At 67.8% G+C, this 24,925-nt stretch carries 21 protein-coding genes; 3 read left to right on the top strand and 18 right to left on the bottom strand.

Annotated features, from left to right (window positions below):
* Entirely contained in the window at positions 1 to 657 is a 657-nt protein-coding gene (locus tag MUK71_RS03595) for an NUDIX hydrolase (protein WP_227929116.1), read from the bottom strand.
* Between the two features lie 92 nt (positions 658 to 749).
* Between MUK71_RS03595 and MUK71_RS03590 the strand changes: the two genes are divergently transcribed.
* The 3 genes from MUK71_RS03590 to MUK71_RS03580 all read left to right on the top strand — a co-directional run bounded on the left by MUK71_RS03590 (position 750) and on the right by MUK71_RS03580 (position 4,839).
* On the top strand, positions 750 to 1,709 hold the full coding sequence (locus MUK71_RS03590; RefSeq protein WP_227929117.1) for an ARPP-1 family domain-containing protein: 960 nt from the start codon (positions 750 to 752) through the stop codon (positions 1,707 to 1,709).
* A complete protein-coding gene (locus tag MUK71_RS03585) occupies positions 1,706 to 3,172 on the top strand; it encodes an ADP-ribosylglycohydrolase family protein (protein WP_227929118.1) in 1,467 nt (488 codons plus the stop codon). Before MUK71_RS03590 ends, MUK71_RS03585 begins: the two co-directional genes overlap by 4 nt.
* 98 nt (positions 3,173 to 3,270) lie before the next feature.
* Positions 3,271 to 4,839 (top strand): SIR2 family NAD-dependent protein deacylase, encoded by a 1,569-nt coding sequence (locus MUK71_RS03580; protein ID WP_227929119.1) that lies wholly within the window; start codon positions 3,271 to 3,273, stop codon positions 4,837 to 4,839.
* 246 nt (positions 4,840 to 5,085) lie between these two features.
* Here MUK71_RS03580 and MUK71_RS03575 read toward each other — a convergent pair whose 3' ends face one another.
* The 17 genes from MUK71_RS03575 to MUK71_RS03495 form a co-directional block, all read right to left on the bottom strand.
* The gene (locus MUK71_RS03575; RefSeq protein WP_227929120.1) at positions 5,086 to 6,240 is read right to left on the bottom strand and encodes a GDSL-type esterase/lipase family protein; all 1,155 of its coding nucleotides are present in this window, start codon (positions 6,238 to 6,240) and stop codon (positions 5,086 to 5,088) included.
* Positions 6,241 to 6,351: 111 nt separating this feature from the next.
* Positions 6,352 to 7,077, bottom strand: a complete 726-nt coding sequence (locus MUK71_RS03570) for an 8-oxoguanine DNA glycosylase OGG fold protein (RefSeq protein WP_227905437.1) — start codon at positions 7,075 to 7,077, stop codon at positions 6,352 to 6,354.
* A gap of 170 nt (positions 7,078 to 7,247) precedes the next feature.
* Positions 7,248 to 8,723 (bottom strand): cytochrome b/b6 domain-containing protein, encoded by a 1,476-nt coding sequence (locus tag MUK71_RS03565; RefSeq protein ID WP_227929121.1) that lies wholly within the window; start codon positions 8,721 to 8,723, stop codon positions 7,248 to 7,250.
* Positions 8,724 to 9,493: 770 nt separating this feature from the next.
* Entirely contained in the window at positions 9,494 to 10,474 is a 981-nt protein-coding gene (locus MUK71_RS03560) for an electron transfer flavoprotein subunit alpha/FixB family protein (protein ID WP_227929122.1), read from the bottom strand.
* 70 nt (positions 10,475 to 10,544) lie between these two features.
* Positions 10,545 to 11,324: an electron transfer flavoprotein subunit beta/FixA family protein gene (locus MUK71_RS03555; RefSeq protein WP_227929123.1), complete on the bottom strand. Its 780-nt coding sequence runs from the start codon at positions 11,322 to 11,324 to the stop codon at positions 10,545 to 10,547.
* 217 nt (positions 11,325 to 11,541) lie between these two features.
* Positions 11,542 to 13,005: a dihydroorotase gene (locus tag MUK71_RS03550; RefSeq protein ID WP_227929124.1), complete on the bottom strand. Its 1,464-nt coding sequence runs from the start codon at positions 13,003 to 13,005 to the stop codon at positions 11,542 to 11,544.
* Complete coding sequence (locus MUK71_RS03545) at positions 13,002 to 14,480, bottom strand: MmgE/PrpD family protein (protein WP_227929125.1); 1,479 nt, start codon at positions 14,478 to 14,480, stop codon at positions 13,002 to 13,004. Before MUK71_RS03545 ends, MUK71_RS03550 begins: the two co-directional genes overlap by 4 nt.
* The gene (locus MUK71_RS03540; RefSeq protein ID WP_227905450.1) at positions 14,477 to 15,289 is read right to left on the bottom strand and encodes a cyclase family protein; all 813 of its coding nucleotides are present in this window, start codon (positions 15,287 to 15,289) and stop codon (positions 14,477 to 14,479) included. Before MUK71_RS03540 ends, MUK71_RS03545 begins: the two co-directional genes overlap by 4 nt.
* Positions 15,286 to 16,509 carry a CaiB/BaiF CoA transferase family protein gene (locus MUK71_RS03535; protein WP_227929126.1) on the bottom strand — a complete coding sequence of 408 codons (1,224 nt, stop codon included), beginning with the start codon at positions 16,507 to 16,509 and terminating at the stop codon, positions 15,286 to 15,288. Before MUK71_RS03535 ends, MUK71_RS03540 begins: the two co-directional genes overlap by 4 nt.
* A gap of 172 nt (positions 16,510 to 16,681) precedes the next feature.
* On the bottom strand, positions 16,682 to 18,055 hold the full coding sequence (locus tag MUK71_RS03530) for an FAD-dependent oxidoreductase (RefSeq protein ID WP_227929127.1): 1,374 nt from the start codon (positions 18,053 to 18,055) through the stop codon (positions 16,682 to 16,684).
* On the bottom strand, positions 18,052 to 19,482 hold the full coding sequence (locus MUK71_RS03525) for an MmgE/PrpD family protein (RefSeq protein WP_227905458.1): 1,431 nt from the start codon (positions 19,480 to 19,482) through the stop codon (positions 18,052 to 18,054). Before MUK71_RS03525 ends, MUK71_RS03530 begins: the two co-directional genes overlap by 4 nt.
* Positions 19,479 to 20,156 carry a hypothetical protein gene (locus MUK71_RS03520; protein ID WP_227929128.1) on the bottom strand — a complete coding sequence of 226 codons (678 nt, stop codon included), beginning with the start codon at positions 20,154 to 20,156 and terminating at the stop codon, positions 19,479 to 19,481. The genes MUK71_RS03525 and MUK71_RS03520 overlap by 4 nt, the downstream gene beginning before the upstream one ends.
* Positions 20,157 to 20,202: 46 nt before the next feature.
* Positions 20,203 to 20,907, bottom strand: a complete 705-nt coding sequence (locus MUK71_RS03515; RefSeq protein WP_227929129.1) for an ABC transporter ATP-binding protein — start codon at positions 20,905 to 20,907, stop codon at positions 20,203 to 20,205.
* Positions 20,904 to 21,623: an ABC transporter ATP-binding protein gene (locus tag MUK71_RS03510; protein ID WP_227929130.1), complete on the bottom strand. Its 720-nt coding sequence runs from the start codon at positions 21,621 to 21,623 to the stop codon at positions 20,904 to 20,906. Before MUK71_RS03510 ends, MUK71_RS03515 begins: the two co-directional genes overlap by 4 nt.
* Complete coding sequence (locus MUK71_RS03505; protein WP_227929131.1) at positions 21,620 to 22,660, bottom strand: branched-chain amino acid ABC transporter permease; 1,041 nt, start codon at positions 22,658 to 22,660, stop codon at positions 21,620 to 21,622. Before MUK71_RS03505 ends, MUK71_RS03510 begins: the two co-directional genes overlap by 4 nt.
* Complete coding sequence (locus MUK71_RS03500; RefSeq protein WP_227929132.1) at positions 22,657 to 23,661, bottom strand: branched-chain amino acid ABC transporter permease; 1,005 nt, start codon at positions 23,659 to 23,661, stop codon at positions 22,657 to 22,659. The genes MUK71_RS03505 and MUK71_RS03500 overlap by 4 nt, the downstream gene beginning before the upstream one ends.
* Before the next feature lie 13 nt (positions 23,662 to 23,674).
* Positions 23,675 to 24,910 carry an ABC transporter substrate-binding protein gene (locus MUK71_RS03495; protein ID WP_227929133.1) on the bottom strand — a complete coding sequence of 412 codons (1,236 nt, stop codon included), beginning with the start codon at positions 24,908 to 24,910 and terminating at the stop codon, positions 23,675 to 23,677.
* Positions 24,911 to 24,925 lie beyond the last annotated feature (15 nt).

Genomic DNA, 24,925 nt, shown 5'->3' with positions numbered 1-24,925 from the left:
TCAGTGCCGCCACAGCCGCGACGGCCGGCCGCGGGCGCCGTCGGACATCTGCCCCGTGCCGGTCAGCTGCGGCTCCATCAGGCGCCGGAAGGTGTCGCGCATCAGCGGCCGGCCGGCCACGGCTTCGTGCAGGTCCCGAAGATCCTTTAGGGTGAAGGGCTCGGAAATCAGGCCGGCCGGATCCGGAGTCTGCGCATAGTCCTGCCGCAGCCGCTCCACCGCCAGGTCCACCATGTCCGCGTGGCCGTAAGGCAGGGCAGCAATCAGGTCCGCGTCCACCGTGACTGATGCCAGCCGGACATCGTCGGACTGCAGCGGCTTCTCCAGGTCCCGGAACGGCACGGCATCCATATGCGCCACGGACAGCGTCCAGCCACGGTCATCCCGGCCCGGATCGTCGAAGACATGAAGTTGTCGAGGAACCCGGCCTTCAATGCCGGCCTTGTCGCGCAGCGAACGCAGGACGGCAGCCGCCAGGGTTTCCCGTTCCCGCAGGAAGGTGCCGGGCAGCGCCCACTCCCCCGAATGATGTTCCTCGCGCCGGCGGACGAGCAGGACCCTCAGGTCATCGTCCACCACGGTCAGTGCTGCGGTGTCCACAGCCAGCGACGGCCGCGGGTATTCCAGCAGGGACAGGTGTCTCCGGGACTCGCTCATACCCCCATTTATCTCAATGTTGCGCAAAAGATGCAACCGGCGCATACTGGAATCAGTTAGCGCAGATTTGCGCTAAAGCAAGGAGGTTCACCATGCAGATTCCGCAACTCCCCGTCGGAGTCCCACAACTCCATGTAGGAGCGGGCACCGCCGTCGGCCCGCTCACCCTCTTCCCCGTCTGGACCGCCGCTCCCGGCCGGCTCGGCATCAGCACCGCGCTCCGCGCTGACCTGGCCGTGTCCGAACTGGCAGCGGGTGCCAGGGTTGGCCAGCTGACGGTCCGCAACAACGGCAAACACGCCGCCCTGCTGCTGGAAGGCGAACTGCTTGAGGGCGGACAACAGCACCGCACCTGCGCCCGCGACGTCCTCATCGATACCGGCGAGACCGTGGACATCGACACCTTCTGCGTCGAGGCCGGACGGTGGGAAGCCGGACAAGACACACACCGCTGCCAGGCCCGGCGTGCGCCGCTGAGCATTCGCGCGAAGATGGCCGGCGGCGGGCCGCCCGGTACCGGAAGCCGGCGCCAGGAACAGATCTGGGAACGGGTCCGGCGCTTCGACGCTGTCCGCGGACCCTCGGCCACCAGCTCCCTTCCTGAGCACCTGGACCGTTTCGGCAGCCTCGACAGGCACCGTTTCAGCGCGCCGAAGCCGCTCGACGGCCAGCGCGGCGTGGTGATCGGCGTCGGCGGACAGCCCCTGCTGCTGGAAGTCTTCGGCACTGCCTCACTGTTCCGGGACCATTACCGCCAGCTCATTGAGGCCGCCCTGCTCGACGCGGAGCTGCTGCCTGCTGCAGCCCGGAGCGCCGCACCCATGCCGGGTCAGCTGGCCCGCGACCTTGCCGCCGTCGTCGGAACCATTGGTTTCGGCGAGTTCTACGGCGAGGGCGCCCAGCGCCACGACTCGATGCGCAGCCGCAGCGTCCTGGGGGTCCGCGGGCCCGTCATCGCGGAGGGCATGGCCGTCAGGCTCCCCGACCGGGACCCCGATATCGCCCACCTATCCTGTTGGAACACCACCCACCCCCTGATGGAGGCCGTATGAACCTGAACTCCGCGCAGAATGACCGCGCCGCCGGTGTCCTTGTTGCCCTCGCCGCCGGAGACGCCCTGGGCGCCGGCTACGAATTCGGGGACCCGCTGCCCGACGGCGCCGAGGTCAGCATGTTGGGCGGCGGACCGTTCGGCTTCGATCCGGCCGAGTGGACCGATGACACCTCCATGGCCGTCCCCATCGCCGAAGCGCTGCTCGACGCCGGCCCCACGCCCGCGGCCCTGGACGCCGTCGTCCGGGCCTGGACCGCGTGGGCCGCCGAGGCCAAGGACGTCGGCTCGCAGACCCGGTACATTATCGACGCCGCGGGCCGGACTGCCGCCGACGACGGCCGGTCCAAGGTCACGACGGACGACTTTGCCCGCGCCGCGCAGGTGTTCCACGAACGCACCGGCCGCAGCGGCGGCAACGGCTCCCTGATGCGCACCGCTCCCCTGGCCCTGGCCTACCTGGACCGGGAACCGGCCGACCTGATGACAGCTGCCGGGGAACTCAGCTCGCTGACCCATGTGGAGGACGATGCCCGGGAGGCCTGCGGCCTCTGGTGCGTCGCCATCCGCAACGCCGCCCTTACCGGCCAGCTGGAGATCCGGACCGGGCTGCCGCTGCTGCCGCCGGACCGGGCTGCTCTGTGGCTGGAGCGGATCGAGACGGCCGAGGCCTCCCGGCCCCGGGACTTCGTGAAGAACGGCTGGGTGGTGGAGGCACTGCAGGGTGCATGGAGCGCCATTGCCACCACCCGCGCCGGAAGCAACGGCCCCGATCACCTGCGGGCCGCACTGGAAGAGGCGGTCCGCGGCGGCCGGGACACCGACACGGTGGCCGCCATCGCCGGCTCGCTGCTCGGCGCCGCCTACGGTTTCTCCGCCGTCCCGTTCGAGTGGCGCCTGCACCTGCACGGCTGGCCGGGTCTGCGGGCGCGGGACCTGATGACGCTCGGCGTCGAACTCGCCGGCGGAGCGGGGCGGCGCACGGACGCCTGGCCGCGCACGCCGCATTTCGACTACAGCTCCTGGTCCCGGACCGATGTCCTGGTCCGGCACCCGGACGACGACGGCGTGTGGCTGGGTGGGGTGGGCGCACTTGGCAGGACGGCGGAGCTGGGGATTGATGCAGTGGTCAGCCTGTGCCGGCTGGGCACGGAGGACGTGTCCGGCATTGCCGCCGAGGACCAGGCCACGTTCTGGCTGGTGGATTCGGCCGCGCCGGAGTCCAACGCGCATACCGCCTTCGTGCTGCGGGAGGCTGCCGCCGCCGTCGAACGCTTCCGGGCCGAGGGCAAAACGGTGCTGCTGCACTGTGTCCGGGCCGAATCCCGGACACCGACCGTCGCCGCACTGTACGGGGCGCAGGCCGCCGGAATCACGCCGCTGGAGGCATTGGAGCGTGTGCGCAGTGTGCTACCGAACGCCCATCCGAATCCGGCGTTCCGGGAGGTGTTGGCGGGGAAGTAATGCCTGGGGGCTCCGCCTAGGCGGTGGTGGATCAGTGCTGGATCCGGCGCGCATCCGCATAGGGCACTCGGGGCGGTGACGCGTGATACAAATCACTCATGGGGCAATCACACGTCTTCGTGACCAAGGGCAGTCTGACCAATTTCGCTTGTGACGCGTGGCTGCTGCCCACCGACCGGACATACAGCATTGCAGCACACTGGCGGGCTGCCGTTCCGGGACTCCAGGACGCGTTGATTGAGGATGCCGGCTTCGCCAGTGGAGCGATGCTCGCGCAGCCGATCCACACGTGGCCGGCCGATGAACCGCTGCCGGTCCTCACCGCCGTGCCGTACTCCGGGATTTCATCAGTTGACGAGCTCATCCCTCCGCTAAGGGAATTCATTTGCGTAGCCGCGGACACCGCCAGACGACGGCGGAGCGAAGCCAGCCGCGAACAGTCCCGCCCCGTCCCCTTGCTGGCCATGCCGCTTTTCGGCACAGGAGGCGGCGGCGCAGGACTGGTCAAAGGCGACGTCATTCGTCTGCTCCTTGAAGAGACACGCAGCGCGGCCGCCGAGGCCGGCGTCGACGTCGTATTGGTTCTGGCAAACGAAAAGGATTTTGCCCTCGCTCAGGAACTCAGGAAGCGTCAGCCGGAATGGTGGGCGTCCCTCGACCGCGAGCATCAGACGGAGGCCGCGCGGCTGGCCGGTCATGCCCGCGACGGTAAGCTCGTTCCTTTTATGGGTGCAGGCGTCAGCATGAGCGCCGGGGCACCGAGTTGGACGGAGCTTCTGTCCGCTCTGGCCAAGACCGCTAAGCTCACAGACTCCGAGACAGAATCGCTCAAAAAGCGAGGCCACCTCGACCAAGCCAGCATTCTGCGCTCCATCTACGAGGAACGCGCCGAGCGGGGCGCACTGACCTTCAATGAGGCCATCGCAAGGCTGGTGGAGCTGAAACGCTACGGGTTGACACCTGCACTTCTCGCCAGCCTGGGCAGCAGAGAAGCGATCACGCTGAACTACGACGAACTTTTTGAATTCGCTTCGGACGACGCCGGCGTCCCCCGGTCGGTGATCCCCGACGGCGCAGGCCAACACGATGATTGGCTCCTGAAGCTCCATGGCTCGGTGACGGACCCGGACTCGATAGTCCTCACCAGGGACGACTACCTGGGTTTCAGCACGTCCCGCAACGCTCTCTCCGCGCTGGTGAAGGCGACCCTCATGACGCAGCACCTCCTTTTCGTCGGGTTTGGCCTCACCGATGACCACTTCCACGAGATCCTGCACGATGTGAAGCAGGCTCTGCCCAAGGAGAGCAGGACCGGGGAAGGGTCAGCGACGGCACTGATGCTATCCACCGATCCTCTGGATCCGCGGATGTGGTCGAACCAGCTGAAGCTGGTGCCAATGAGTGACGATTCCCGAAAGGAATTCAACAACTCCTCCGGTAGGACACTCGAGATTTTCCTGGATCTGTTGGTGGCCTTGTCTACGGACAGCCACTCGTACCTACTCGCCGAAGGATATGAAGGGGCACTCACCGAAGCCGAAAGGTCTCTCCGCGAGGCATTGCTGGATCTCGGCAAGCGGCTCACCGAGGACGAAGCCCACAGCAGCGGTGGCGTCCGCCTGCAGGAGATGCTGGCTGAACTGGGTGCTTCAGCTCCCAGCTCATAGTCCTAAAGCAGCCGCTATCGACCCAGGTGCCAGCTGTAACTGGCTTTGTCCCAGTTGACGGTAGCCGAGAAAACGTAACCGCTTTCGGAACCGTCATCCTGCTTCTCGTTAACGGCAATGTTTTTGGGCAGGGTAGTTACCGCTCGATGCCTTATCGGTCCTAGGGATTGACCTCCGGATTATCTATTCCGTTGCCCGCACGAGGACCCCGGCTGCCCATCCGATAGAAGGAGTGGAAACTCCCCGCTACAGCTCCCGCCCGAACGGCCCCTCCCCCGCAAACGCATACTTGGCGAACCGTTCCCCGATCAACTGATGCGTCGCACTGTCCGGGTGCAGCGCGTCGGGCAGCGGATGCTCCTCGGCGTCCGCCGCCCCGTACAGCTCCAGTCCGTCCAGGTAATACAGGTTCGGATCCTCCGCCCGGCGTTCCACCAGCGATGCCAGCGCTTCGCGGATCACCCGCAGCGTTAGCTGGCCCGCAGCCACTCCGGCCGGATCCCCGGTGGCAAGGAACTTCACCTGCCCCGTGCCGAAGGATGCCGGATCAAAGGCACCGGGGCCGGGAGTGTCCTCGTGGATACCGCAGAATATCGGGGAGATCAGCACCAGCGGGGTCTCCGGATGCCCTTCGCGGATGGTGTCCAGGAAGCCGTGCACCGCCGGCACGAAGGTGCGCAGCCGCATCCCATCGAGGTTCACCATGTTGATGCCCAGCTTCACGCTGATCAGGTCCGCGGGTGTATCCCGCATTACTTGCGCGGTAAACGGGTCCACCAGCGCGCTGCCGCCCAGGCCGAGGTTCGTCAGTTCCACGCCGCCGATCCGGGCCGCCACGGCAGGCCAGATGCCCGACGGCGTCGCCGCGTTGGAGCCGTGGCTCACCGAACTGCCGTGGTGCAGCCACACTGGCCGGTCCGAGGAGGCAGGCTCCACCGGCGCGTCCGAGCGCAGCTCGACCAGTTCCACGGACTCGTTGTGCGGCAACCAGATCTCCACCAGCTTGCCGCCCGCGGGCAGCCCGGGAAACACGCCCACATGCGACTCCCCCTCCACCTGCCGGCTCGCTCCGGTGGACATGTTCACCTCGGTGTAGGAGCCGCCGGTGAGTTCGTCGCTGTGCAGCAGCTCGCCGTCGACCATCAGGTCCACATGGCCGCGCGGCCGGTCCGCCCCGAGGTACACCACCCGCGTGGGATGCAGGACCAGTTCCAGCTGCTGCGCCGTCGTCGTAAAGACCAGCCGGACGCCGGAGGGCTGGGCTTCAACCATCAGCAGCTGCGGATCCGGGAACCGGGTGCGCACCGTCGCGGGCAGCCGGTGCGGGCGCAGTCCCCGGGCCGTCGTCTCGTATTCCGCGGCGCCGCGGACCAGGGATTCGGTGATGGGCGTGCTGATCATGCGGGGAGGTCTCCCAAAGGTTTCCGGGGCAAATGTTAGGCACCCTCAGTGTATGCACAGCGCCGTGCTAAGCGTCCTCCACAAGCCCGTCCGGCACCACCGCCCGACAACCTACACCGCTCCCCTGCCGGCCGTTGAAGAAGGATCCTTAAACAGTGCATATTCAACGCAGTCCGGCCGAGGGGTTGGGTCGAGCAGTCCGCAAATTTCGTCGATCAAAACTATGTAGTCCTGGTACTCCTGGGCAGTCCACCACGTCTTGGCTGGCCATCCAATGGACTTTGCGACTTTACGATCGAGGATCAGGGCATGTCCGTCGCCACCCGCTGCAGGTTCCCCCGCTGCGAAGTAGAGAAGTTTGGTGAAGAAGGCTGGCCCCAATCCCTTAAGGTAGGCGACAGCAGGATCACTGAACGCCTGATACCCCGCGGTTGCCGATCCGCCCGCCCTCTGGACGGCGGTAATTCCCTTAAGCAGGCGTTCGCCGGCATCGGGGCTCGCCAGCGGGACTACCCGCCTATAGACATCCCGGGCTTTGTTGCCGACTCCCCAAGAACAAACCGCCACGTAAAACTCAATCGCGTTGGCAGGAGTTGCGATTTGCTGCCCCATACTGAATAGGTCTTCCCGGGTGAGCCATTTGCGTCCCCGAGCATCCAATCCTTCGCTGCCAAGGATCTGCGGGACAGGCGGCATATCCGATTTGTTCCACTTTGCGAGCCAATGCCGCGGATAGAACGCAAAACCCTGGGACCGCACTTCTTCCTCGGACGGGAGTTCCCCACCGTCCGATAAGAGTTCTGCAATTTCCTTGGCCGTCTTGCGGGTTCTGCCCACGGGCTAGCTCCTAGGGAGTCGAGGATGATACGACGCCCGGTGTTGAGAGCAGCGCCATCAACAATGGACAGCTGCTTCGGTACCAGGCTTGCCACTGAATGGCTCAGCTGCCCAAACCCTAACTGCTAACCGATACCGCCAGAACCCGACCCGCCGCGAAACTGCGGCACCTACTTCCCGACCCGGCCCATCCGCCCGGCCACCGCCGTCATAAACAGCGGCTTTGTCAGGAACCAGCCGGCCGCGACCGCCAGCAGCGAGAGCACAAAGATCCCCAGCCCCCACCAGTCGGCAGTGTCGCGGGCGGCGAACATGTGGTTCAGGTTCCGCAGCGCCCCGGTGAAGAAGACCAGGAACACGTGCACCAGGGTGAAGGCCACGAAGTAGACCATCACCGGCACGTGCACCGCCCGGGCCCACTCCACCGGATACGCCTTATTCAGCCGCTCTGCCTGCTGCGGCCACCAAGTGGACATCCGGATCCCGGAAAGGATCGCCAGCGGCGCGGCCAGGAACACGATGCTGAAGTACGCCACCAGCTGCAGCGCGTTGTAATGCACCCAGCCGTTCTCCGTAGGCCAGTCCAGCGACGCGTACTGCAGCGCCGTGGAGGCCATGTTCGGGAAAACATCCCAGCTGGTGGGCACAATCCGCTTCCACTGCCCGGTGGCAAACAGCAGCACCATAAACACCAGCCCGTTGGCCACCCACAAAACGTCCAGGCTCTGGTGCAGCCACTGGGTCAGCGACACCTTCCGCGGCGTGTTGCCCTTCGGCGAGAAGAACGAATCCTTTTTCGCCGTCCAATAGGCCGCCGGTTTGCGTTCGGTGCGGACCTGCAGCCCGGTACGCACAATGAGCACCAGGAAGAAGAAATTCAGAAAGTGCTGCCAGCCCAGCCACGCGGGCAGCCCCACCGGAGTGTCCGACGGCTGCGACGCCTCCCCCGGATAGGCGGCGAGGAACTCCTGCACCGGGTCAAGGGTCCGCAGCCAGCGCGCGGCGAGCACGATCGCCACGGCCACCAGTACGACGACGGCGGCCGCGAGCGCACGCCGCTTCCACACCGGGCGCGGGGCCGAGCCGGTGCTGCCGGGTGGTGTCGGGGCAGGTGACGTCTTGGAAGGTGATATCGAAGCCGGTGCTGCCGGGGCGGGCGTATTCGCGGTGGGAACCGTGGATTCCGGCGGGGCCTGTCCGGCTGGTGCCTGCGTCGGTTGGGCCGGGGACTGTGCCGGCGTCACGGGGACTTGTCGCGGCGCAGCTGGCACGGCGCCGGGAGCCGGTGCGGCCGGAGCAGCGGTCGCTGCACCGGCTTCATTAGCTGCCGTGCCTGCCGCGGTCGGAGCGGCGGATGCCGGGGATGCCGGCTTGCCCATCCGCTGGCGAACAGGTGGTGAGGAGGCGGGAGCTGATGGCTGGGATGCTGCCGGAGCCGCACCCATCCGTTGTTTGCGCACCGGAGCCGAGGCGGGTTCCGCGGGAGCGGGTTCCGCCGGAGCAGAGGTGTCTGCAGCTCCCATCCGCTGCTTGCGGACCGGAGCTGCGCCCCCGGAGTTGGCCGCTGCGGCTTCGGAGTCAGCATTCGTGGTGTCATCAGCCGGGGTACCGGTGTTCTGGGCAGGTGCCATCGATGCGGCAGCCACAGATGCGGTGCTTTTCGGAGTGTCAGCAGTCCCACGGGCGGGAACCCGGACACCCATCCGCAGCTTCCGTACCGGCGCAGCTGCTGCCGGAGACGGTTCGTCGGAGGTTGTGCCGATCGGCTGGCTTGGAGGTGCCGGCTGAGTTGGGACCGCAGAAGCCGCAGGAACTGGCTGCCCAGGAGCAGCAGTCGGCGGGGATGCCGGTTCCGCAGCCGGGACGGATGCCACCGCAGATGCGGCAGGAGCTGTTGTCTGACCGCCGTCCACTGGAACCCGGACACCCATTCGGAGCTTCCGGATCGGCTTGGCGTTAGTAACCGCCGGTTCAGCCACCTCATTAGGCTCAGCCGCCGCGGAAGACGCGGCGTGGACGGGCTTCGCTGTCGAAGCCTGCTCGGCCCTCGCCGCGGGATCGGCCATTGCAGTGGACACGGAAGTTGAAGCAGGTCCAGGGACCTCCACGGACTCCGAAGCTACCGGTGCGTCGGGGGCAGAGACCGTGCCCTCCGGCTCGCTCACAGTTTCCGTGCGTTGCGCCTGCATCGGTCGGTAGCCCGCCATCCGGGTGCGACGTCCCGCCGCCTCCGATCCCGGGGCCTCCGAGCCCGTCCCCGGCGAACCGCTCCCCATCGAACCGTTCCCCGCCAGACTCTCCTGGTTGCTCATGCCGCGTGCCTTTTCATCAAACCGTCGTCACCCAAACCGCTGTCACCCAAACCGTCGTCCCGCACATACCCGTCACCCCAGACACCGTCGCCCCGCAGCACGGCTCAGCTCCGCCGGGCCTCAATCTCCTCAATGAGCTTGGGCACCACGGTGAACACATCCCCCACCACGCCAAAATCGGCAATGGCGAAAATCGGTGCATCCTCGTCCTTATTAATGGCCACCACCGTCTTGGCGGTCTGCATGCCGGCCCGGTGCTGGATGGCCCCGGAAATCCCCAGCGCCACATACAGCTGCGGAGACACCGAGACACCGGTCTGGCCCACCTGCAGCCCCTGCGCCACATAGCCCGAATCCACCGCAGCCCGCGACGCCCCGACGGCCGCACCCAGCACATCCGCCAGCTGCTCCACCAAGGCAAAGTCCTCCTTGGACCCCAGTCCGCGGCCGCCGGCCACCACCGTGGCGGCATCGCGCAGCGCGGGCCGGTCCGCCCGGCCGGGCGCCTCGGACAGTTCCTCGATCCGGGCCCCGGGCGCCGTCGTCGTCCGCACGGCAGCAGTCCGAACCTCCGGCGCGGCGACCGCATCGGCACGTTCGGCAATGGCACCGGGACGGACGGTGACAATCATCAACCCGCCCTCCACGGTGGACTCGGTGGTGTAGTCACCGCCGAACACGGAGTGCTCGACGATCACCTCCTGCCCTTCCTCGTCATAGCGCAGCCCGACGGCGTCCGCGCACATCGCGCCGCCGGCGGCGATCGCCAGCCGCCCGGCCACGGTGCGGGAATCGTTGGTGTTCGGTACCAGGACCAGCTGCGCTGCGTAGTCCTGCGCGGCGTCGGCCAGCGCCCCCACCTGGGCGCTGCCCAGCTCGCTGCCGGTGGTCTCGGATTCGGCCAGGTAGACGTGGGCGGCGCCCATCGCCCCCAGCTGCGCGCCCAGTTCCGTTGCGGCTGACGGTGCGGTGACTGCGACGGCCACCGGGGTGCCGACGACGGCGGCGGCGCCCAGCAGTGCGGCGGCCGTGGGCTTGGGTGCCCCGGCAGCGGTGGTTTCAATGAGTACCAGAATGTTTGCCATGATTCGTTGTCCTTCTCAGCAGGTGCGGGGGCGGGCGGCGGGCCAGTGCGGCGGCGTCAGTGCGGCGGCGTCAGAGCAGCCGCTGGGCGGCCAGGAAGTCCGCCAGCTGGGTGGCCGCCGTGCCGTCGTCGGTGATCTTGGGACCGGCTTCCTTGGGCGGACGGGCAGCGGCGGAGACCATTACGGACCGCACCGCCGCGGCGTCGGGACCGGCCTCGATGCCCAGATCCGCCAGGGACAGGATCTCCAGCGGCTTCTTCTTTGCCTGCATGATGTTCTTGAAGTTGGGGAACCGGGGATCGGCCGAGCGCTCCGTCACCGACGCCACGGCCGGCAGCGGCGAGCTGAGCCGCAGCATGCCGCCGTCCACCGGGGCCGTCCCGGTGAGGCCTTCCGGGCTGATCTCCAGGTCATTGACGCCGGGCAGCACCGGCCAGCCCAGCACTTCGGCCACCATCGCCGGGACCACGCCGCCGCGGCCGTCGGTCGCTTCGTTGCCGGCCAGCACCAGGTCCGGGGCCAGCCGCTCGACGGCGGCCGCCAGCACCCGGGCGGTCTGCACCATGTCGGAGCCGGGCAGGGCGGGATCGGTGACCAGCATGGCGGAGTCCGCCCCCATGGAGAGCAGTTTGCGCAGCGATTTGGTGGCGTCCTCCGGCCCCATCGCCAGCAGCACCACCTCGGTGTCCGGGGTGGTGTCCTTGTAGCGCAGGGCCGCTTCCACCGCGCGTTCGTTGATTTCATCAGGCACCGGATCGGAGGCGGAGCGTTCCAGCATGCCGGTCTCCAGGTTGATCTTCCGGTCCGACCAGGTGTCGGGAACCTGCTTGGCGAGTACAACAATCTTCATTGAAAGCTTTCCTTACGTACGCAGTGGTCCGAACACGGCGGGCCCGTCCCGGACAGTCTGGCCGGTACCGGCCCCTCTTGGCCAGAGGACCTGCCGGGGCGCGTGCGACTGATGTTGCCGATGGTGCTGCCGAAGCAGCGGTGATGCGGAGCAGCGGCAATGCGACTGTGGCCGGGGGCGGCGGACCGCCGCCCCCGGCCATCGGATGGAACCGCTCCTAGTTGCCGGAGCGCTTGACGTACTTGCCGCGGGGTTCGCCCACCATGGCGCCGTCGCCGAAGACCTTGCTGCCGCGCAGGTAGGTATCCGTGACGGCGGCGGTGAGCTCGAAGCCCTCGAACGGTGTGTAGTCCTGCGTGGACATCGAGTCCTCGGCCCGCACGGTGTACTGCACACTGTCATCCACCAGGCAGAAATCGGCGTCGAAGCCCACGGCCAGGTCACCCTTGCCGGGCATGCCGTAGCGGTCGGCCGGGTTTTTGGAGACCAGCTCCGCGATCCGGTTGTAGGACAGTCCGCGCTTGCGGCCCTCGGAGATCATGCCCGGCAGCAGGTATTCCGCGCCGCCGAAGCCGGACTTGGCCAGGAACACGTCATCACGCGGATCACCGAACTTGGTTTCGTCCTTGCAGCAGGCGTGGTCGGAGGTGACCCAGGAGAAGTGCCCGGCGAGCAGGTGCTCCCAGAGTGCTTCCACGTCTTCCGGGGAGCGCAGCGGCGGGTTGACCTTCCCGCCCATGTTGGCGGTGTTGAAGTCCGCCAGCAGGTGGCCCACGGTGACCTCGCGGCGGAAGTTGATGTGCGGGAAGGTCTCCTGCATCATCATGGCCGCCTCGATGGCCTTGCGGGAGGAGAGGTGCAGCAGGTTGATGTTCGGCAGCTCCGTCTCATACGCCAGGTAGGAGGCGATGGTGATGGCCAGGCCCTCCGAGTGTGGCGGACGGGAGGCGCTGTAGGCTTCCAGGCCCTTCAGCTCCCCTGCGTCCTCCACCATCTTGGTGTAGGCGCGCATGATCTCGGCGGTCTCGCAGTGCAGGGACAGGGAGATCTGGTCCGCAATGTCCGCGTACTTCGGGTCCCGGCGGGCCTTTTCGATGGCGCGCATGACGAATTCGAAGTGCGCGTAGTCGTAGGAGTCCTCCGGCGGAATCATCAGGAACTTGCCCTGGTCGCTGGACTTGCCGTGCAGGCCGTGGATTCCGTAGAACATAAAGATCTTGAAGGACGGCACCCCCATGTCCAGCAGGTCAGGGATTTCCTCGATGTGCTCCTTCAAGATCGGGGCCACGTGGAAGCCGTAGTCGATGTACGCGCGGCCGTCGGCGGCTTCGAGGATCTCCGGGAAGATCTCCTTGTAGGGGCCGGACTTGTTCAGGTAGTAGGCGCCGGTGCGGATATAGGTGATGCCGCTGGTGACACCGCCCTGGGCGCTGGCCCGGCTTTCGGACTCGGTGTCCTCGCCCAGCTCGTTGTAGATGCCCCAGTGCTGGTGCACGTCCACCACGCCCGGGAACAGATGCTTGCCGCCGCCGTCGACCACTTCGGCGGCGGTGCCGGGATCAATGCCGGCCTCGATGGCGGCGAACTTGCCGTCCTTGATGGCCAGGTCGAGGGCTTCGGCGCCGTCGCCGCCGGGACGGACAACCTGGACGTTCTTTACCAGCAGGTCATAGGTGCTCATTTGTTTCCTCTTTCTAGTGTGGGGAGGTTCGTGGGGGTGCCGGACGCCGGAGCGTCGGCAGCGGAGAGGTCGGTGAACAGAATTGAAAGGTCGGTGCAGTCCTGCAGCGTGCGGCAGGTTTCGCGCAGGTGGTCCCGTGCCTCCGGGGCCAGGGTGCGGCGGGCGTTGTCCTCGAATTTGGCGCCCAGGTCCTCGAAGCCGAGCGGGCGCTGCGGCCCGCCACGGGTGGTGAGGACCTTCTCCGTGACCGTCCGGCCGTCGGTGAGCCGGGCGGTGAGTACGGCGGGGAACTGCATCGGGAAGATGGCGGTGCATTCGTCGTCGGGCACTACGTTGACCTTGGCCATGATGGCCCGGCGGGTGGCGTCCTTCGCCAGCTCGTCGGTGTAGTCATCCAGGCCGACTTCCAGCCCGCCGCCGCCCAGCAGCCCGGCGGCCACCGCATAGGGTCCGGAGAACTGGGCCATGTAACCCGTTTCCGGCTGCTGCTTGACGGCCAGCGGTTCACCGATGGTGCGCAGGTTCGGTGCCGGCACGCCCAGGGTGAAGGATTCGACGTCGTCGGGCCCAATGCCTGCGCGGCGCAGCGCGGCGGCGGCGTCCACCGCGGCGTGGGTGAAGTGGTTGGCCGGATACGGCTTGAAGAAGATGTCCGGTACCTGCCACTGCTCCCCCAGCCCGTCGGTGATGGCCGCCGGATTGAACCGGCCCTGCAGCCAGGCCTGGAAGAACCCGAACCTGCCCTCCAGCACGGTGGGCGGTCCGGTGAGCCCGTAGCGGACCAGCTCCACGGCGCTGACGGCGGCGTGCGCGGCCCAGCCGCAGTGGATGCGTTTGACCGTGCCGCCGGTGCGGTTGGACTCGATAATGCCCGAGGCCATGGAGGCGGTGACGCCTAGGGCGTCAGTGACCAGCTGCCCGTCGCCGAGCAGCGCGGCCACGCCGGCGGCGGCGCCCATGGCCCCGCAGATGGAGGTGGCGTGCTGGCCGTGTTCAAAGAAGGTGGAGTTCTTCGCCTCGGTGTCATAGCCGGCCATGCCCAGCCGGACACAGATTTCCAGCCCGACGGCGATGGCCCGGATCGCGTCCCGGCCGTCCTTCCCGGCGGCCTGCGCGGCGGCAAGCACCGCGGGAATCACGCTGGCGCTGGGATGCAGCACGGAGGGCAGATGCGTGTCGTCATAGTCCAGCGAGTGCGCCAGCACCCCGTTGACAAACGCGGCCTGGCTGGCCGGCAGCAGTGCGGGCACACCCACGGCGGAGGCCGACGGCGTGCCGCCCTGGTCTGCGGCCCACCGCCGGGCGGCCCGGCTGGTGTCCAGCGGCGCCGCAGCGGCGGCGATGCCCAGGATGTCCAGCACCCGGGCCTTGACGCTTTCCACCACCTCGTCCGGCAGGTCCTCGTAGCGGGTTCCGGCGGCGAAGTCCCCCAACTGCTGGGCGAGGGTGCGCTCGCCGGCGTGGACGGCGCTCATGCTGCCACCAGCGCCAGCGGGCGGACCGGGGACCCGGTGGCGCCGAAGATGTTCAGCGGCACCAGCACAAAGGTGAATTCATGGATCCGGCGCTGGGCCAGCTCCTCCAGGTCCAGTGCCTCGATGATGTAAATGCCGTTTTCCACCAGGAACACCCGATGCGCCGGCAGCGCGGCGTGCCCGCCGCCGGGGGCCAGCCGTTCAAAGGCGATGCTGTCCGCACCGGCGGCGTGGATGCCCTGCGCGGCCAGCCATGCGGCACCGTCCTCGCTGATGCCCGGCACCCCCGAGTCCTTGCCCACGTAGGCGGCGCCCTCGGCGAACCGCTGGCCCCAGCCGGAACGGATCAGCACCACGTCCCCTGCACGCAGCTCCACCTGCTGGGCGGCGAGGCAGCCCTGCAGGTCCGCCACGGTGATTTCGTAGCCGCCCTCCAGCACATCCGTGCCCAGGTAGCCGGCGGCGTCCAGGAGGATGCCGCGGCGGACCATGGGTTCGATGGTGTGCACTCCGTGTTCCACGTATTTGCCGCCGAGGCAGGACTGGCCGGCGTCCGCGCCGCCGAACAGCTTGCCGTCCTGGCTCACGTGCGCCAGTGCATCGATGTGGGTGCCCACGTGCGTGCCGGTGGTGATCATGTCATTGGCGGCGCTGCCGCCGTCGGCCCGGACCATGTCCCCGTGCCGGCGCGGCAGGGTGTGCCAGAACTGAGGATGGTTCGGTGACTGCGGCATGCCGACGTTCAGCTGGCGGCCCAGATCCACGAAGGAGATGCCGTTGGTGACTGCTTCCAGCAGTGCATCGCTCATTTGATGACGTCGCTTTCCCTGAGACTGGAGACCTCACGGTCCGAATAACCGATTTCGTGCAGGATGTCCGCGGTGTCCGCGCCGAGGCTGCGCCCGGTGAAGCGGATCCGGCCCGGGCTTTTGCTCAACCGGAACATCACGTTGTGCTGCAGCACCGAACCCAGGTCCGGGTCCGGGACTTCGAGCAGCATCTCGGTTTCCCGGATGTGCGGGTCCTCCACCACGTCGCGGGCGTCATAAACGGCGGCGACGGCGGCTCCGGCGTCGGAGAATGCGGCCAGCACGTCTTCGCGGCTGCGGTCGGCGATCCAGCTGCCCACATAGCCGTCCAGTTCCTCGGCGTGCTCCACCCGGGTGCTGCCGGCGGCGAACCACGGTTCGGTGATGACTTCGGGGTGGCCCACCAGCTCCATTACCCGTTCGGCAATGCGCTGGGCACTGGTGGACACCGCCACCCATTTGCCGTCCTTGGTGAGGTAGGTGTTGCGCGGGGCGTTGTTGGTGGACTGGTTGCCGTGGCGCTGCCCGATCACGCCCAGCTGCTGGTAGACCGTGGGGCTGGGACCGACGGCGGTCATGATGGGTTCCAGGATGCTCAGGTCCACGGTCTGCCCTTCACCGGTGGCGTCCCGGTGGCGCAGGGCCATCAGCACGGCCGAGGAAGCGGCGATGCCGCAGATGCTGTCCGCCAGGCCAAAGGCCGGCAGGGTGGGCGGGCCGTCCGCCGGGCCGGTGAGGTGCGCGAAGCCGCTCATCGCCTCGGCGAGGGTGCCGAAGCCGGCGCGGGCCGAGTACGGTCCGGTCTGGCCGAAGCCGGTGAGCCGGACCAGGACCAGCCCGGGGTTCAGTTCGGCCAGCACGTCCGGTCCCAGTCCCCAGCGTTCCAGGGTGCCGGGGCGGAAGTTCTCCACCACCACGTCCGCGGTTGCGGCCAGCCGCCGGAAGACTTCGGCACCCTCCGGAGTGCTCAGGCTCAGGCCCAGGGTGCGCTTGTTGCGCGAAACTTCCTTCCACCACAACGGGATGCCGTTTTTACTTTCCCCGTGGCCGCGCATGCTGTCCCCGTGCTGGGGGTGTTCAATCTTGATGACTTCGGCGCCGAAGTCCCCCAGCAGCTGGCAGCACAGCGGGCCGGCCAGGATGGTGGAGGCGTCCAGGACCCGCAGGCCGGCCAGCGGGCCGGTCATTGTGCTCTCGCTGGTTCCGGTCTCGCTGTTCACAGTGTCGCCGTCTGGTGTCGGGGGTGGGGGTGGTGCTTTCTCGCTCACGTGGATCTCGTTCCGTTCTCGGTGGTGCGGGGCGCCGGCGGGTGTTCAGGGGCCGGGCTGGTCTGTCTGCGCGGGATTGGTTTGTCTGCGCGGGGTTGGTCTGTCTGTGGGGAAACGTGTCCGGTCAGGCGGCGGGCGCGCCGGCGTGCTCGGCGGCCAGCAGGGCCAGCCCGAGGGCGGGCAGCAGCCCGTTGCCGGCCAGGTAGCCGTCTGCCCCGTGGCCGGAGATGCCGTTGGCCGCTCCGCCGGAGGCGTACAGGCCCGGGATGGGAGCGCCGTCGGCCCTCAGCACCCGGGCGTGTTCGTCAACCCGCAGCCCGCCCTGGGTGTGGAACAGGGCAGGCTGCACGGCAATGGCGCCGATCCGTCCGGCCAGCGGCGCCTCCCAGGCGGTGCGGCCGAAGCTGTCCTCGGCGTCCCCGGCAGCAATCCGCCGGGTCTGCTCCAGGGTCTGCCGCAGCCCGTCGGCGTCGATGCCGGTGGCCGCTGCCAGCCCGTCCACGTCCTCGGCCCATTTCAGGCCGCCGGATTCCACTGTGTTGCGGAAGTCCTGGAAACTGCCGCAGGCCTCATGGATCCGCTCGTCCAGCACAATCCAGGCCTGCCCGTCTGCGTGCTGCAGGGATTCCACCGCGTATTCGGAGTAGCCCACGGTTTCGTTGCCGAACCGCTCTCCGGCCCGGTTGACCAGGAACCCGCCGTGCATCACGGTGGCCCAGCCGGCCAGGGTGGCCGAGGGCATGGCCAGCGCGGCGTGGCCCTGGTAGGCATCCAGGTAGGCGCTGTCCGCCCCGAGGCCGGCACCGATGCGCAACGCATCCCCGCGGGATTCCTCGCTGCCGTAGTACTGTGCGCCGGCAATCTCCGGCAGGTGCTGTGACACCAGCTCGAGGTTGTTGCCGAAGCCGTTGGTGGCCAGCAGCACGGCGCGGGCGGGGATTTCCTCGCTGCCGGCCGGGGTGTCGACGACGACGCCGGCTACCGCACCGTCCTCCGTCAGCACATCCACCAGCCGGGCGGGGGCGTAAATATCGATCAGCGGTTCGGCCTCGACGCGTTCCAGGATCAGGTCCAGCAGCGCGGTGCCGATGCGTCCGGGAACGGTGTGGCAGCGGTGGAAGCTGTGCCCGGGGTACTGGAAGTCAGTGACCAGGCTCAGCGGCAGGGACAGGTCATCGGCCATCCACTCCACCAGCCGGGCGCTGACTTCGGCGAGCGCCCCGGCCAGCACCGGATCGGCGGTGTCCTTGGTTTTGGCCATGATGTCGGCAACGAAGGCCTCCGGCGAGTCCTGCACGCCGGCGTCGGCCTGGAAGCGGGACCCCGCACCGGGAATCATGGCCGTGGACATGGCGGTGTTGTTGCCGCGGCGGAAGTGTTCATTGGCTTCAATCACCAGGACGGATTGTCCCAGCTGGGCGGCGCGGAGGGCAGCGATCAGCCCTCCGCCGGCGCCGGCAACCACCAGATCGGGTCCGGCGAACTCGTCGTCGCTCATTGGGTATCTCCTTCCGGGGAGGTCATCAGGGTTCTCAGGATGTTCAGTGCGGCTTTCGCGTCGTCAGTGTCCGGCAGGCTGCGGACGGCCGTGTCCAGCCGGGAGGCCGGACCTGCGCCGATCAGGGCCGTCAGTTTGGTGCCGACGCCGGTGCGGTCCAGCGGGAAATGGTCGACGTCGCCGCGCGGGTTGGGTGACTCGGCGGCCCTGACGGTGCCGTCGGTAAACCGGATCTCCAGCCGGGTGCGCCGCTGGGCGGGCAGCAGCCGGTCATAGGCCGGGTCCGCGGCCACGCTGACCCGGGCTGCCAGCTGGCGTGCGGCGTCGAACCCCGGGGCGTCGGGAGCCATGCTGGCCGGGGAGATCTCCCCCGCCGTCAGCGCGTTGGCCACGACAAAGGGGAAATCGAACATGGCTGCGAGCCGGTTGCGGGGTGCGCCGGTGCCGCTGCCGGGGAACAGCGGGGCGGCCAGGGAGTGGGTGTGGACCTGCACGAAGGAAATGTCCTCCGGAATAACGTGTTCCGGCCGCAGTTCCAGGGCCAGGTCCACGGCGCCGTGGGTGTAGGAGCAGGAGGAGTGCAGCTTCGCGTAGCCCTGGGTGAGCAGCCAGTCCCGGCCGAGACCGTTCACCAGCAGGCCCGGTTCCAGGCTGCCCGCCAGCGTGCCCAGGCTCATGCCGGCCGCGCCGTCGTTCTCCGTCAGCCCGGCCGCTGCCAGCCGGGCAGCGTTCAGCCCGGCCAGGTTGGCGCCGGCAGCCCACAGGTTGCGGGTGTACTGCCCGCCCAGCACCATGTCCCAGGAAGCCACCTGCGCCAGCCCGGCAGCGGCGTCGATGGCGGCCGCGATCCTTTCCACCGGCAGCCGGCGGATCAGCGCTGCGGCGCAGGCGGCGCCGGTGGCACCCCAGTGGCCGTGGGTATGCCAGCCGGGGTGGCGGGTGAAGGCGCGGCCAAACCGGGCGGCCACTTCATAGCCGGCGGCCACCGCGGTGAGGAACTCGGTGCCGGTAACCGGCCGGGATTCCAACTGGACGGCAGCCATCGCGGCGAAGACCACGTGCACGGCGGGGTGGCCCTGGGCGTGTTTGTTGCCCTCGTCCAGTTCCAGCTGACAGGCTGCCACCGCATTCAGGAACGCAGCGGTCTCCGGCGTGGACGTGAACCCGGCGCCAAGCACGGGGCTGTCCCCGGGGCCGGCCTGCCAGGCGGTGCACAGTGCCTGCTGTTCCGGGGTGCGGCCGCCGGCTGCGGCTACTCCCCACAGATCGGTGAGCATCAGGGCCAGGCGTTCCCGGACCGGGGCGGGCAGGCCGGCGTAGTCCAGGTCCGCGGCGAAGCGCGCCAGCTCATCGACGGCTCCGGCAACGGCGGCGGAGGATGCGGCGGCGGAGGATCCGGAGAGTTCCGGCCGGGCGGCCAGGCTCATGCCGGTACCTGTCCCGGCCGGGCCGCGCCGGGCCCGCTGCCAACACTGGCGAGCAGTCCGGCCAGCCGCAGGGCCAGCGCCGTGGGGTCAACCAGTACCGGACCGCCGGCCTCCCGGCGGGCCAGGTTCACGGCGGAGCAGGCGTTGAGTACGTAATCGGCGGAAAGCCCGGTCAGGGCGGTGTCCACGGCGCGGCTCCAGCCGGCGTCGTCGGCAATGTCCGCCAGCGTCAGGCCCAGCACGGACACGGGTTCGTGCAGGCCCAGCCCATAGGAGGCCACCTTGCGGTCGAGTTCGCGGGCAATGGCCTCGTTGCGGGCCACCGCGCCGAAGGTGGCGCCGGCGCCGTCCAGGAATCCGGCGCCCAGCCGGGTCAGGCCCAGCATCGGGCGGCTCTGCTCGCGGGCGCCCGGACCAACGCCGGGGTCCAGCACGCAGTCGGGCAGGAAGGCATCCACGCCGTCGGGGTCCGCCGCGGCGAACCATCCGGTGACGGCCGCCTCGGAGGCGGCTACGTCGTCGTCGGTCTCCAGGGCCCGCGGCACGGAGGAGCCGGTGCCCAGGTTGTGCAGGGTGACGGTGAGGCCGGCGGGGGCCAGCCGGGTGTAGCGCTCCTGCCGGCGCTTCAGTTCGTCCTCGGGAACAGCGATGGGGGTCACTGCAAGAATCTGCATGGTGTTCCTTTCAAATTGCCGGGCATGCGCGGGGCGTGGGGCCCGCTTACATGCCCAGGTAGGCCTTGCGCACCTCGGCGCTGTCGGCGAGTTCGCTGCCGGTGCCCTCCAGGACAATGGCGCCGCTTTCCATCACGTAGGCGCGGTCCGAGATGGCGAGGGCCTGGGAGGCGTTCTGTTCCACGATCAGTACCGTGACGCCGGTGTCCCGGATCCGGGTGATGGCGTCCAGCACCTGGGCCACCAGGTTGGGGGCCAGGCCGATGGAGGGCTCGTCCAGGGTCAGGCAGGCCGGCCGGGCCATCAGCGCCCGGCCTATGGCCAGCATCTGCTGCTGGCCGCCGGACATGGTGTCTGCCCGCTGTGCGCGGCGTTCCTTGAGGATGGGGAACAGGTCAAAGACCTGTTCCAGGGAGGAGGCGATGGTGTTTCTGGGCTGGGTATAGGCCCCCATGGTCAGGTTTTCGAGCACCTGCAGGTTCCCGAACAGGGCCCGGTCCTGGGACACATGGACCAGCCCGGAGCGCACCAGCTTGTCCGGGCGGGTGTTGTGCACGGGTTCGCCCTTGAAGCTGATGCTGCCCTTAGAGGTGGAGATCAGCCCGGCCACGGCGCGCAGCGTGGTGGTTTTCCCGGCGCCGTTGGCGCCGATGATGGAAACGATTTCGCCTTCCTGCACCCCCAGCGTCAGCTCGTGCAGGATTTCCAGCCGCCGGTAGCCGGCGGAAACGGCGTCCAGTTCCAGGATCATGAGTAGTCCTCTCCGAGGTAGGCGTCGATCACCTGTTGGTTGGCGATGACCTCTTCGGGCAGGCCCAGGGCCAGCTCCCTGCCCTCGTGCATCACCAGGAGCCGTTCGGACAGTGCCATGACGGCGGCCATGATGTGTTCGACAAACATCACGGTGACGCCGTCGGCGTGGATGCTGCGCAGCAGGTCTATGATCGGTGCGCGTTCGGTGGGCACCAGGCCGGCCAGCACCTCGTCCAGCAGGATCATGCGGGGTTCCAGGGCCAGCGCCCGTGCCAGTTCCAGCCGTTTCAGGCCGGCCGTGGGCAGGGTGCCGGACATGGCGTACATGTAGGAATCCAGCCCCACCCGTTCCACTACCGCCGCGGCATGGTCACGCGCCTTGTGCGGGGACCGGAATTTGTTGTGCGAGGCGATGGTGACGTTTTCCAGCACGGTCATGCTTTCGAACGGGCGCATCAGTTGGAAGGTCCGGACCAGGCCCTGCGCGGCGGTTTTATCCGCGGACCAGCCGGTGATGTCCACGCCGTCGAACATCATTTGTCCGGAGGAGGGTGCCAGCTGGCCGGCGAGGACGGAGAACAGGGTGGTTTTCCCGGCGCCATTGGGGCCGATGATTCCGAAGAACTCGTGTTCGGGGATCTCCAGCGTGGTCTCCCCCAGGGCTTTGAGGCCGCCGAAGGATTTGGAGACGCCGTCCAGGGTCAGCAGGCTCATTTGCGCATCCTTTCGCGGATGGTTCCGTAGATGCCCTTGGGCAGGAAGATGACAATGACAATCAGCAGGGCCGCGTATACGGCAACGTCCAGGCCGCTGGTGCCCTGCAGGAATTCCAGGAATTCCGGCGGGTTGCGCAGCAGGTGGGCGATGAGTTCGGAGAGCGGTCCGACGACGGCGGCACCGATCAGCGGGCCCCAGATGGTTCCGATGCCGCCGATCACCGCGGGGATGATGGCGTCGGTGGAGACGTGGATGCCGAAGGCCTGCTCCGGTCCCACGAAGAGGTAGTACTGGCTGTAGTAGGCGCCGGCCACGGCGGTGATCGCGCAGCTCATGGCCACCGTGATCAGCCGGTACTTCATGACCTTGATGCCCAGCGATTCGGCGGCCGTTGCGTCGTCACGGATGGCCTGGGCAAACTGTCCGGCCCGGGAGTGGGCAAAGTAGATGGTCACGGCCATGGCCAGGCCCAGGATTACCAGCGGAATCCAGAAGTAGAACTTGGAGTCCTGGTCAAACTGCAGCATCGCCCAGGATTCCTCCGGCAGCAGCGGAACGTTGATGCCGTCCGTCTTGTTCAGGAAGCCCAGGTTCTGGCTGAGCAGATAGAACATCTGCGCGAAGGCGAAGGTGGCCAGGGCAAAGTAGGAGCCGGCCAGTTTATAGCGCAGGCAGAAGTAGGCGATGGTGAGCCCGACGCCGGCGGCGAGAACGGCACCGATGATCATGGACAGCCAGGGCGAGACCCCGAAGGCGGTGAGCAGGTAGGCATCCGTGTAGGCGCCGACGCCGAAGAACACGGCGTGGCCGAAGCTGAACATGCCGCCGAAGCCGCTCATCAGGTTCCAACCCACGGCCATAATGGCGAAGATCAGCGTCCGCACCGCCACCGGCTGGGCGGAATCCGGCAGGATGTAGGGCACAAAGAACAGCGCCGCAATAACTATCAGCAGGAAGGTGTACTGGCGTTTGGCTCCGTTGGCCGGGCGCAGTTTGGGTGCCTGCGGGGCGGCTGGGGCGTCGGTGGCCGTCATTGTTTTGCTCCGAACAGTCCCTGGGGACGCAGAAAGAGAATAAGGACGAAGATCCCGAAGACCAGGATCAGGGAGCCGCTGCCGGGCAGGTACAGGGACCCGACGGTCTGCAGCACGCCGATGAACACGCCGCCCACCAGGGCGCCCGGGATGCTGCCCAGTCCGCCGAGGACCACAATCACGAAGGCCAGCGTGGTGAACTGCTCACCGGCCGTGGGCACCAGGGTGGTGAACGGGGTGATCAGGCCGCCGGCCACGGCCACCGAGGCGGCGCCGAGTCCGAAGGTCATGGCATAAACACGGCGGACGTTCACGCCCACCAGTGAGGCACCGGTGCCGTTGGCGGCCACCGCGCGGATGGCCAGGCCCATGGAGGTTTTGCGCAGCACCAGGGTCAGGGCCGCCGCGACCAGCACTGCACCGCCGAAGGCAATGATCCGCTGGGTGTCCGCCAGCGCACCGAGGATCTCGATGCTGCCGCTGACCGGGGCGTCCACGCTCTTGGGCCGGCCGCCGAAGATCATCAGCAGCACATTCACGATCAGCAGGGACAGGCCCAGGGTGACCAGCAGCGGCCGGTCATGGCTGGCGTCCTCGGTGAGGCGGTTCAGCAGCATGGACTGCACCAGCCAGCCGAAGCCGAACAGCAGCGGAATGGTCAGCACCACCGCCACATACAGGTTCAGCCCGAGACTGCTCTGCAGCACGTAGACCAGATACATGGACAGGGTCAGCATGGCGCCCTGGGCGAAGTTGACGATGCCCAGGACACCGAAGATCAGGGTCAGGCCCAGCGAGACCAGGGCGTACACCCCGCCCAGCAGCAGCCCGGAGACCAGGTACTGGGTAATCAGCGCCGGCTCCCGGTCCCCCAGCAGATACACCAGTGCCAGTCCGACGACGGCGATGCCGCCGATGGTCAGGGTGATCCGGGTGCCCCCGGCGGTCAGCGGATTGCGTTTGTCGGCGGCCGGAGCCGCCGGAGCTTCTGTAATAGCCATGAATTCCCTGCTTTTAGTTACCGGAACCGGTCGGGAAGACCAGCTCCGCGGTGGCAAACTCCTGCGGGAAAACCTGCTCCACCTTGCCGTCCAGGACCTGCATGACAATCACGGTGGCGTTCTCGTTCTGCCCGTCCTCGCCGAATTCAATGGGGCCGTCGAAGGCCAGCAGCGGGTCCTCGAGGCTGAGCCCGGCGATCGCGTCCCGCAGCTCCTCCGGATCATCGGAACCGCTCTCCTCCAGGCCTTCGGCAATGACTTCCACCGCCTGGTAGGAGAGCATGGACGCCGTCTCCATGGGCTTGCCGTACTTCTCTTCGAAGCGTGCACGGATATCCGCGGCGCGGTCGCTGGTGGCGCTGTAGTGATAGTTGGCGCTGAGCACCTCGGTGCCGGCGTCGCCCGCCGCAGCCGGGAAGGACGTGTCATCAAAGGCGCCGCTGGCAATGCCGAAGACAGCCTTGGTGTCATTGGCCATGGACCCCACGGCCTTGGCCACCAGCAGGTTGTCCGGATAGTAGCCGGTGACCGCAATGATGTCCGGGTTGCCGGCCAGGGCTTCGCTGACCTGGGTGGTGGCGTCGGAGAAGTTGCTGCCGGAGTAGGTGATTTCCTTGGTGATGGTGATGCCCTGCTTCTCCGCTTCCTCCTTGAACGCGGCGAAGACGGAGTCGCCAAAGGCGCCTTCAATGTGGATGTAGGCCGCCGAATCGATGGGCTCGCCGGTCTCCTCCCCCATGGCCACCAGCGCCTGCGCGCCGGCCTGGCCCATGCTGCTGGCATCGGGCTGGATGCGGAAGGTGTTTTTGTAGCCCTGCTCCAGGATCTTGTCATCCACGGCCACGTCAATGACGAAGGGGACGTCGGAACGCTCGGCCACGGAGGCCACGTTCTGCGTCACGTCCGACTGGTAGGTGCCGACCAGGGCGACGGCGCCGTCGCTGATCAGCCGCTGTGCTTCGCTTTGGCCCACCTGCGCCTCGCCCTGGCTGTCACCGTCCAGCAGTTCCAGCTGGGCGCCGCCGAGGGATTCGATGCCGCCGGCGGCGTTGATGTCCTCCACAGCCATCTTGGCGCCGTCATTCATCAGCCCGCCCACACCGGCAAGGCTTCCGCTGAGCGGGTGGACGGAGCCGATGGTCACTGTTTCCACGGAGTCAGAGCCGGAGCCAGCGGAATCGGAGGAGCAGGCGGAGAGCCCAACGAGGCTGGCAGCCAGCACCGCTGCGGATAGGGCTTTTCTTTTCATGACGGTAATTCCCTT

Source organism: Arthrobacter zhangbolii (assembly GCF_022869865.1).
In the GTDB taxonomy this organism is placed as follows: domain Bacteria; phylum Actinomycetota; class Actinomycetes; order Actinomycetales; family Micrococcaceae; genus Arthrobacter_B; species Arthrobacter_B zhangbolii.
Note: the sequence above shows the minus strand (reverse complement) of the source record. Positions and strands in the feature narration are given on the sequence as shown.

What these genes read in the sequence shown, in the direction of transcription:
- MUK71_RS03595 (WP_227929116.1), bottom strand. Translation starts at nt 657, where the DNA reads ATGAGCGAGTCCCGGAGACACCTGTCCCTGCTGGAATACCCGCGGCCG.
- MUK71_RS03590 (WP_227929117.1), top strand. Translation starts at nt 750, where the DNA reads ATGCAGATTCCGCAACTCCCCGTCGGAGTCCCACAACTCCATGTAGGA.
- MUK71_RS03585 (WP_227929118.1), top strand. Translation starts at nt 1,706, where the DNA reads ATGAACCTGAACTCCGCGCAGAATGACCGCGCCGCCGGTGTCCTTGTT.
- MUK71_RS03580 (WP_227929119.1), top strand. Translation starts at nt 3,271, where the DNA reads ATGGGGCAATCACACGTCTTCGTGACCAAGGGCAGTCTGACCAATTTC.
- MUK71_RS03575 (WP_227929120.1), bottom strand. Translation starts at nt 6,240, where the DNA reads ATGATCAGCACGCCCATCACCGAATCCCTGGTCCGCGGCGCCGCGGAA.
- MUK71_RS03560 (WP_227929122.1), bottom strand. Translation starts at nt 10,474, where the DNA reads ATGGCAAACATTCTGGTACTCATTGAAACCACCGCTGCCGGGGCACCC.
- MUK71_RS03555 (WP_227929123.1), bottom strand. Translation starts at nt 11,324, where the DNA reads ATGAAGATTGTTGTACTCGCCAAGCAGGTTCCCGACACCTGGTCGGAC.
- MUK71_RS03550 (WP_227929124.1), bottom strand. Translation starts at nt 13,005, where the DNA reads ATGAGCACCTATGACCTGCTGGTAAAGAACGTCCAGGTTGTCCGTCCC.
- MUK71_RS03545 (WP_227929125.1), bottom strand. Translation starts at nt 14,480, where the DNA reads ATGAGCGCCGTCCACGCCGGCGAGCGCACCCTCGCCCAGCAGTTGGGG.
- MUK71_RS03540 (WP_227905450.1), bottom strand. Translation starts at nt 15,289, where the DNA reads ATGAGCGATGCACTGCTGGAAGCAGTCACCAACGGCATCTCCTTCGTG.
- MUK71_RS03530 (WP_227929127.1), bottom strand. Translation starts at nt 18,055, where the DNA reads ATGAGCGACGACGAGTTCGCCGGACCCGATCTGGTGGTTGCCGGCGCC.
- MUK71_RS03525 (WP_227905458.1), bottom strand. Translation starts at nt 19,482, where the DNA reads ATGAGCCTGGCCGCCCGGCCGGAACTCTCCGGATCCTCCGCCGCCGCA.
- MUK71_RS03520 (WP_227929128.1), bottom strand. Translation starts at nt 20,156, where the DNA reads ATGCAGATTCTTGCAGTGACCCCCATCGCTGTTCCCGAGGACGAACTG.
- MUK71_RS03515 (WP_227929129.1), bottom strand. Translation starts at nt 20,907, where the DNA reads ATGATCCTGGAACTGGACGCCGTTTCCGCCGGCTACCGGCGGCTGGAA.
- MUK71_RS03510 (WP_227929130.1), bottom strand. Translation starts at nt 21,623, where the DNA reads ATGAGCCTGCTGACCCTGGACGGCGTCTCCAAATCCTTCGGCGGCCTC.
- MUK71_RS03505 (WP_227929131.1), bottom strand. Translation starts at nt 22,660, where the DNA reads ATGACGGCCACCGACGCCCCAGCCGCCCCGCAGGCACCCAAACTGCGC.
- MUK71_RS03500 (WP_227929132.1), bottom strand. Translation starts at nt 23,661, where the DNA reads ATGGCTATTACAGAAGCTCCGGCGGCTCCGGCCGCCGACAAACGCAAT.
- MUK71_RS03495 (WP_227929133.1), bottom strand. Translation starts at nt 24,910, where the DNA reads ATGAAAAGAAAAGCCCTATCCGCAGCGGTGCTGGCTGCCAGCCTCGTT.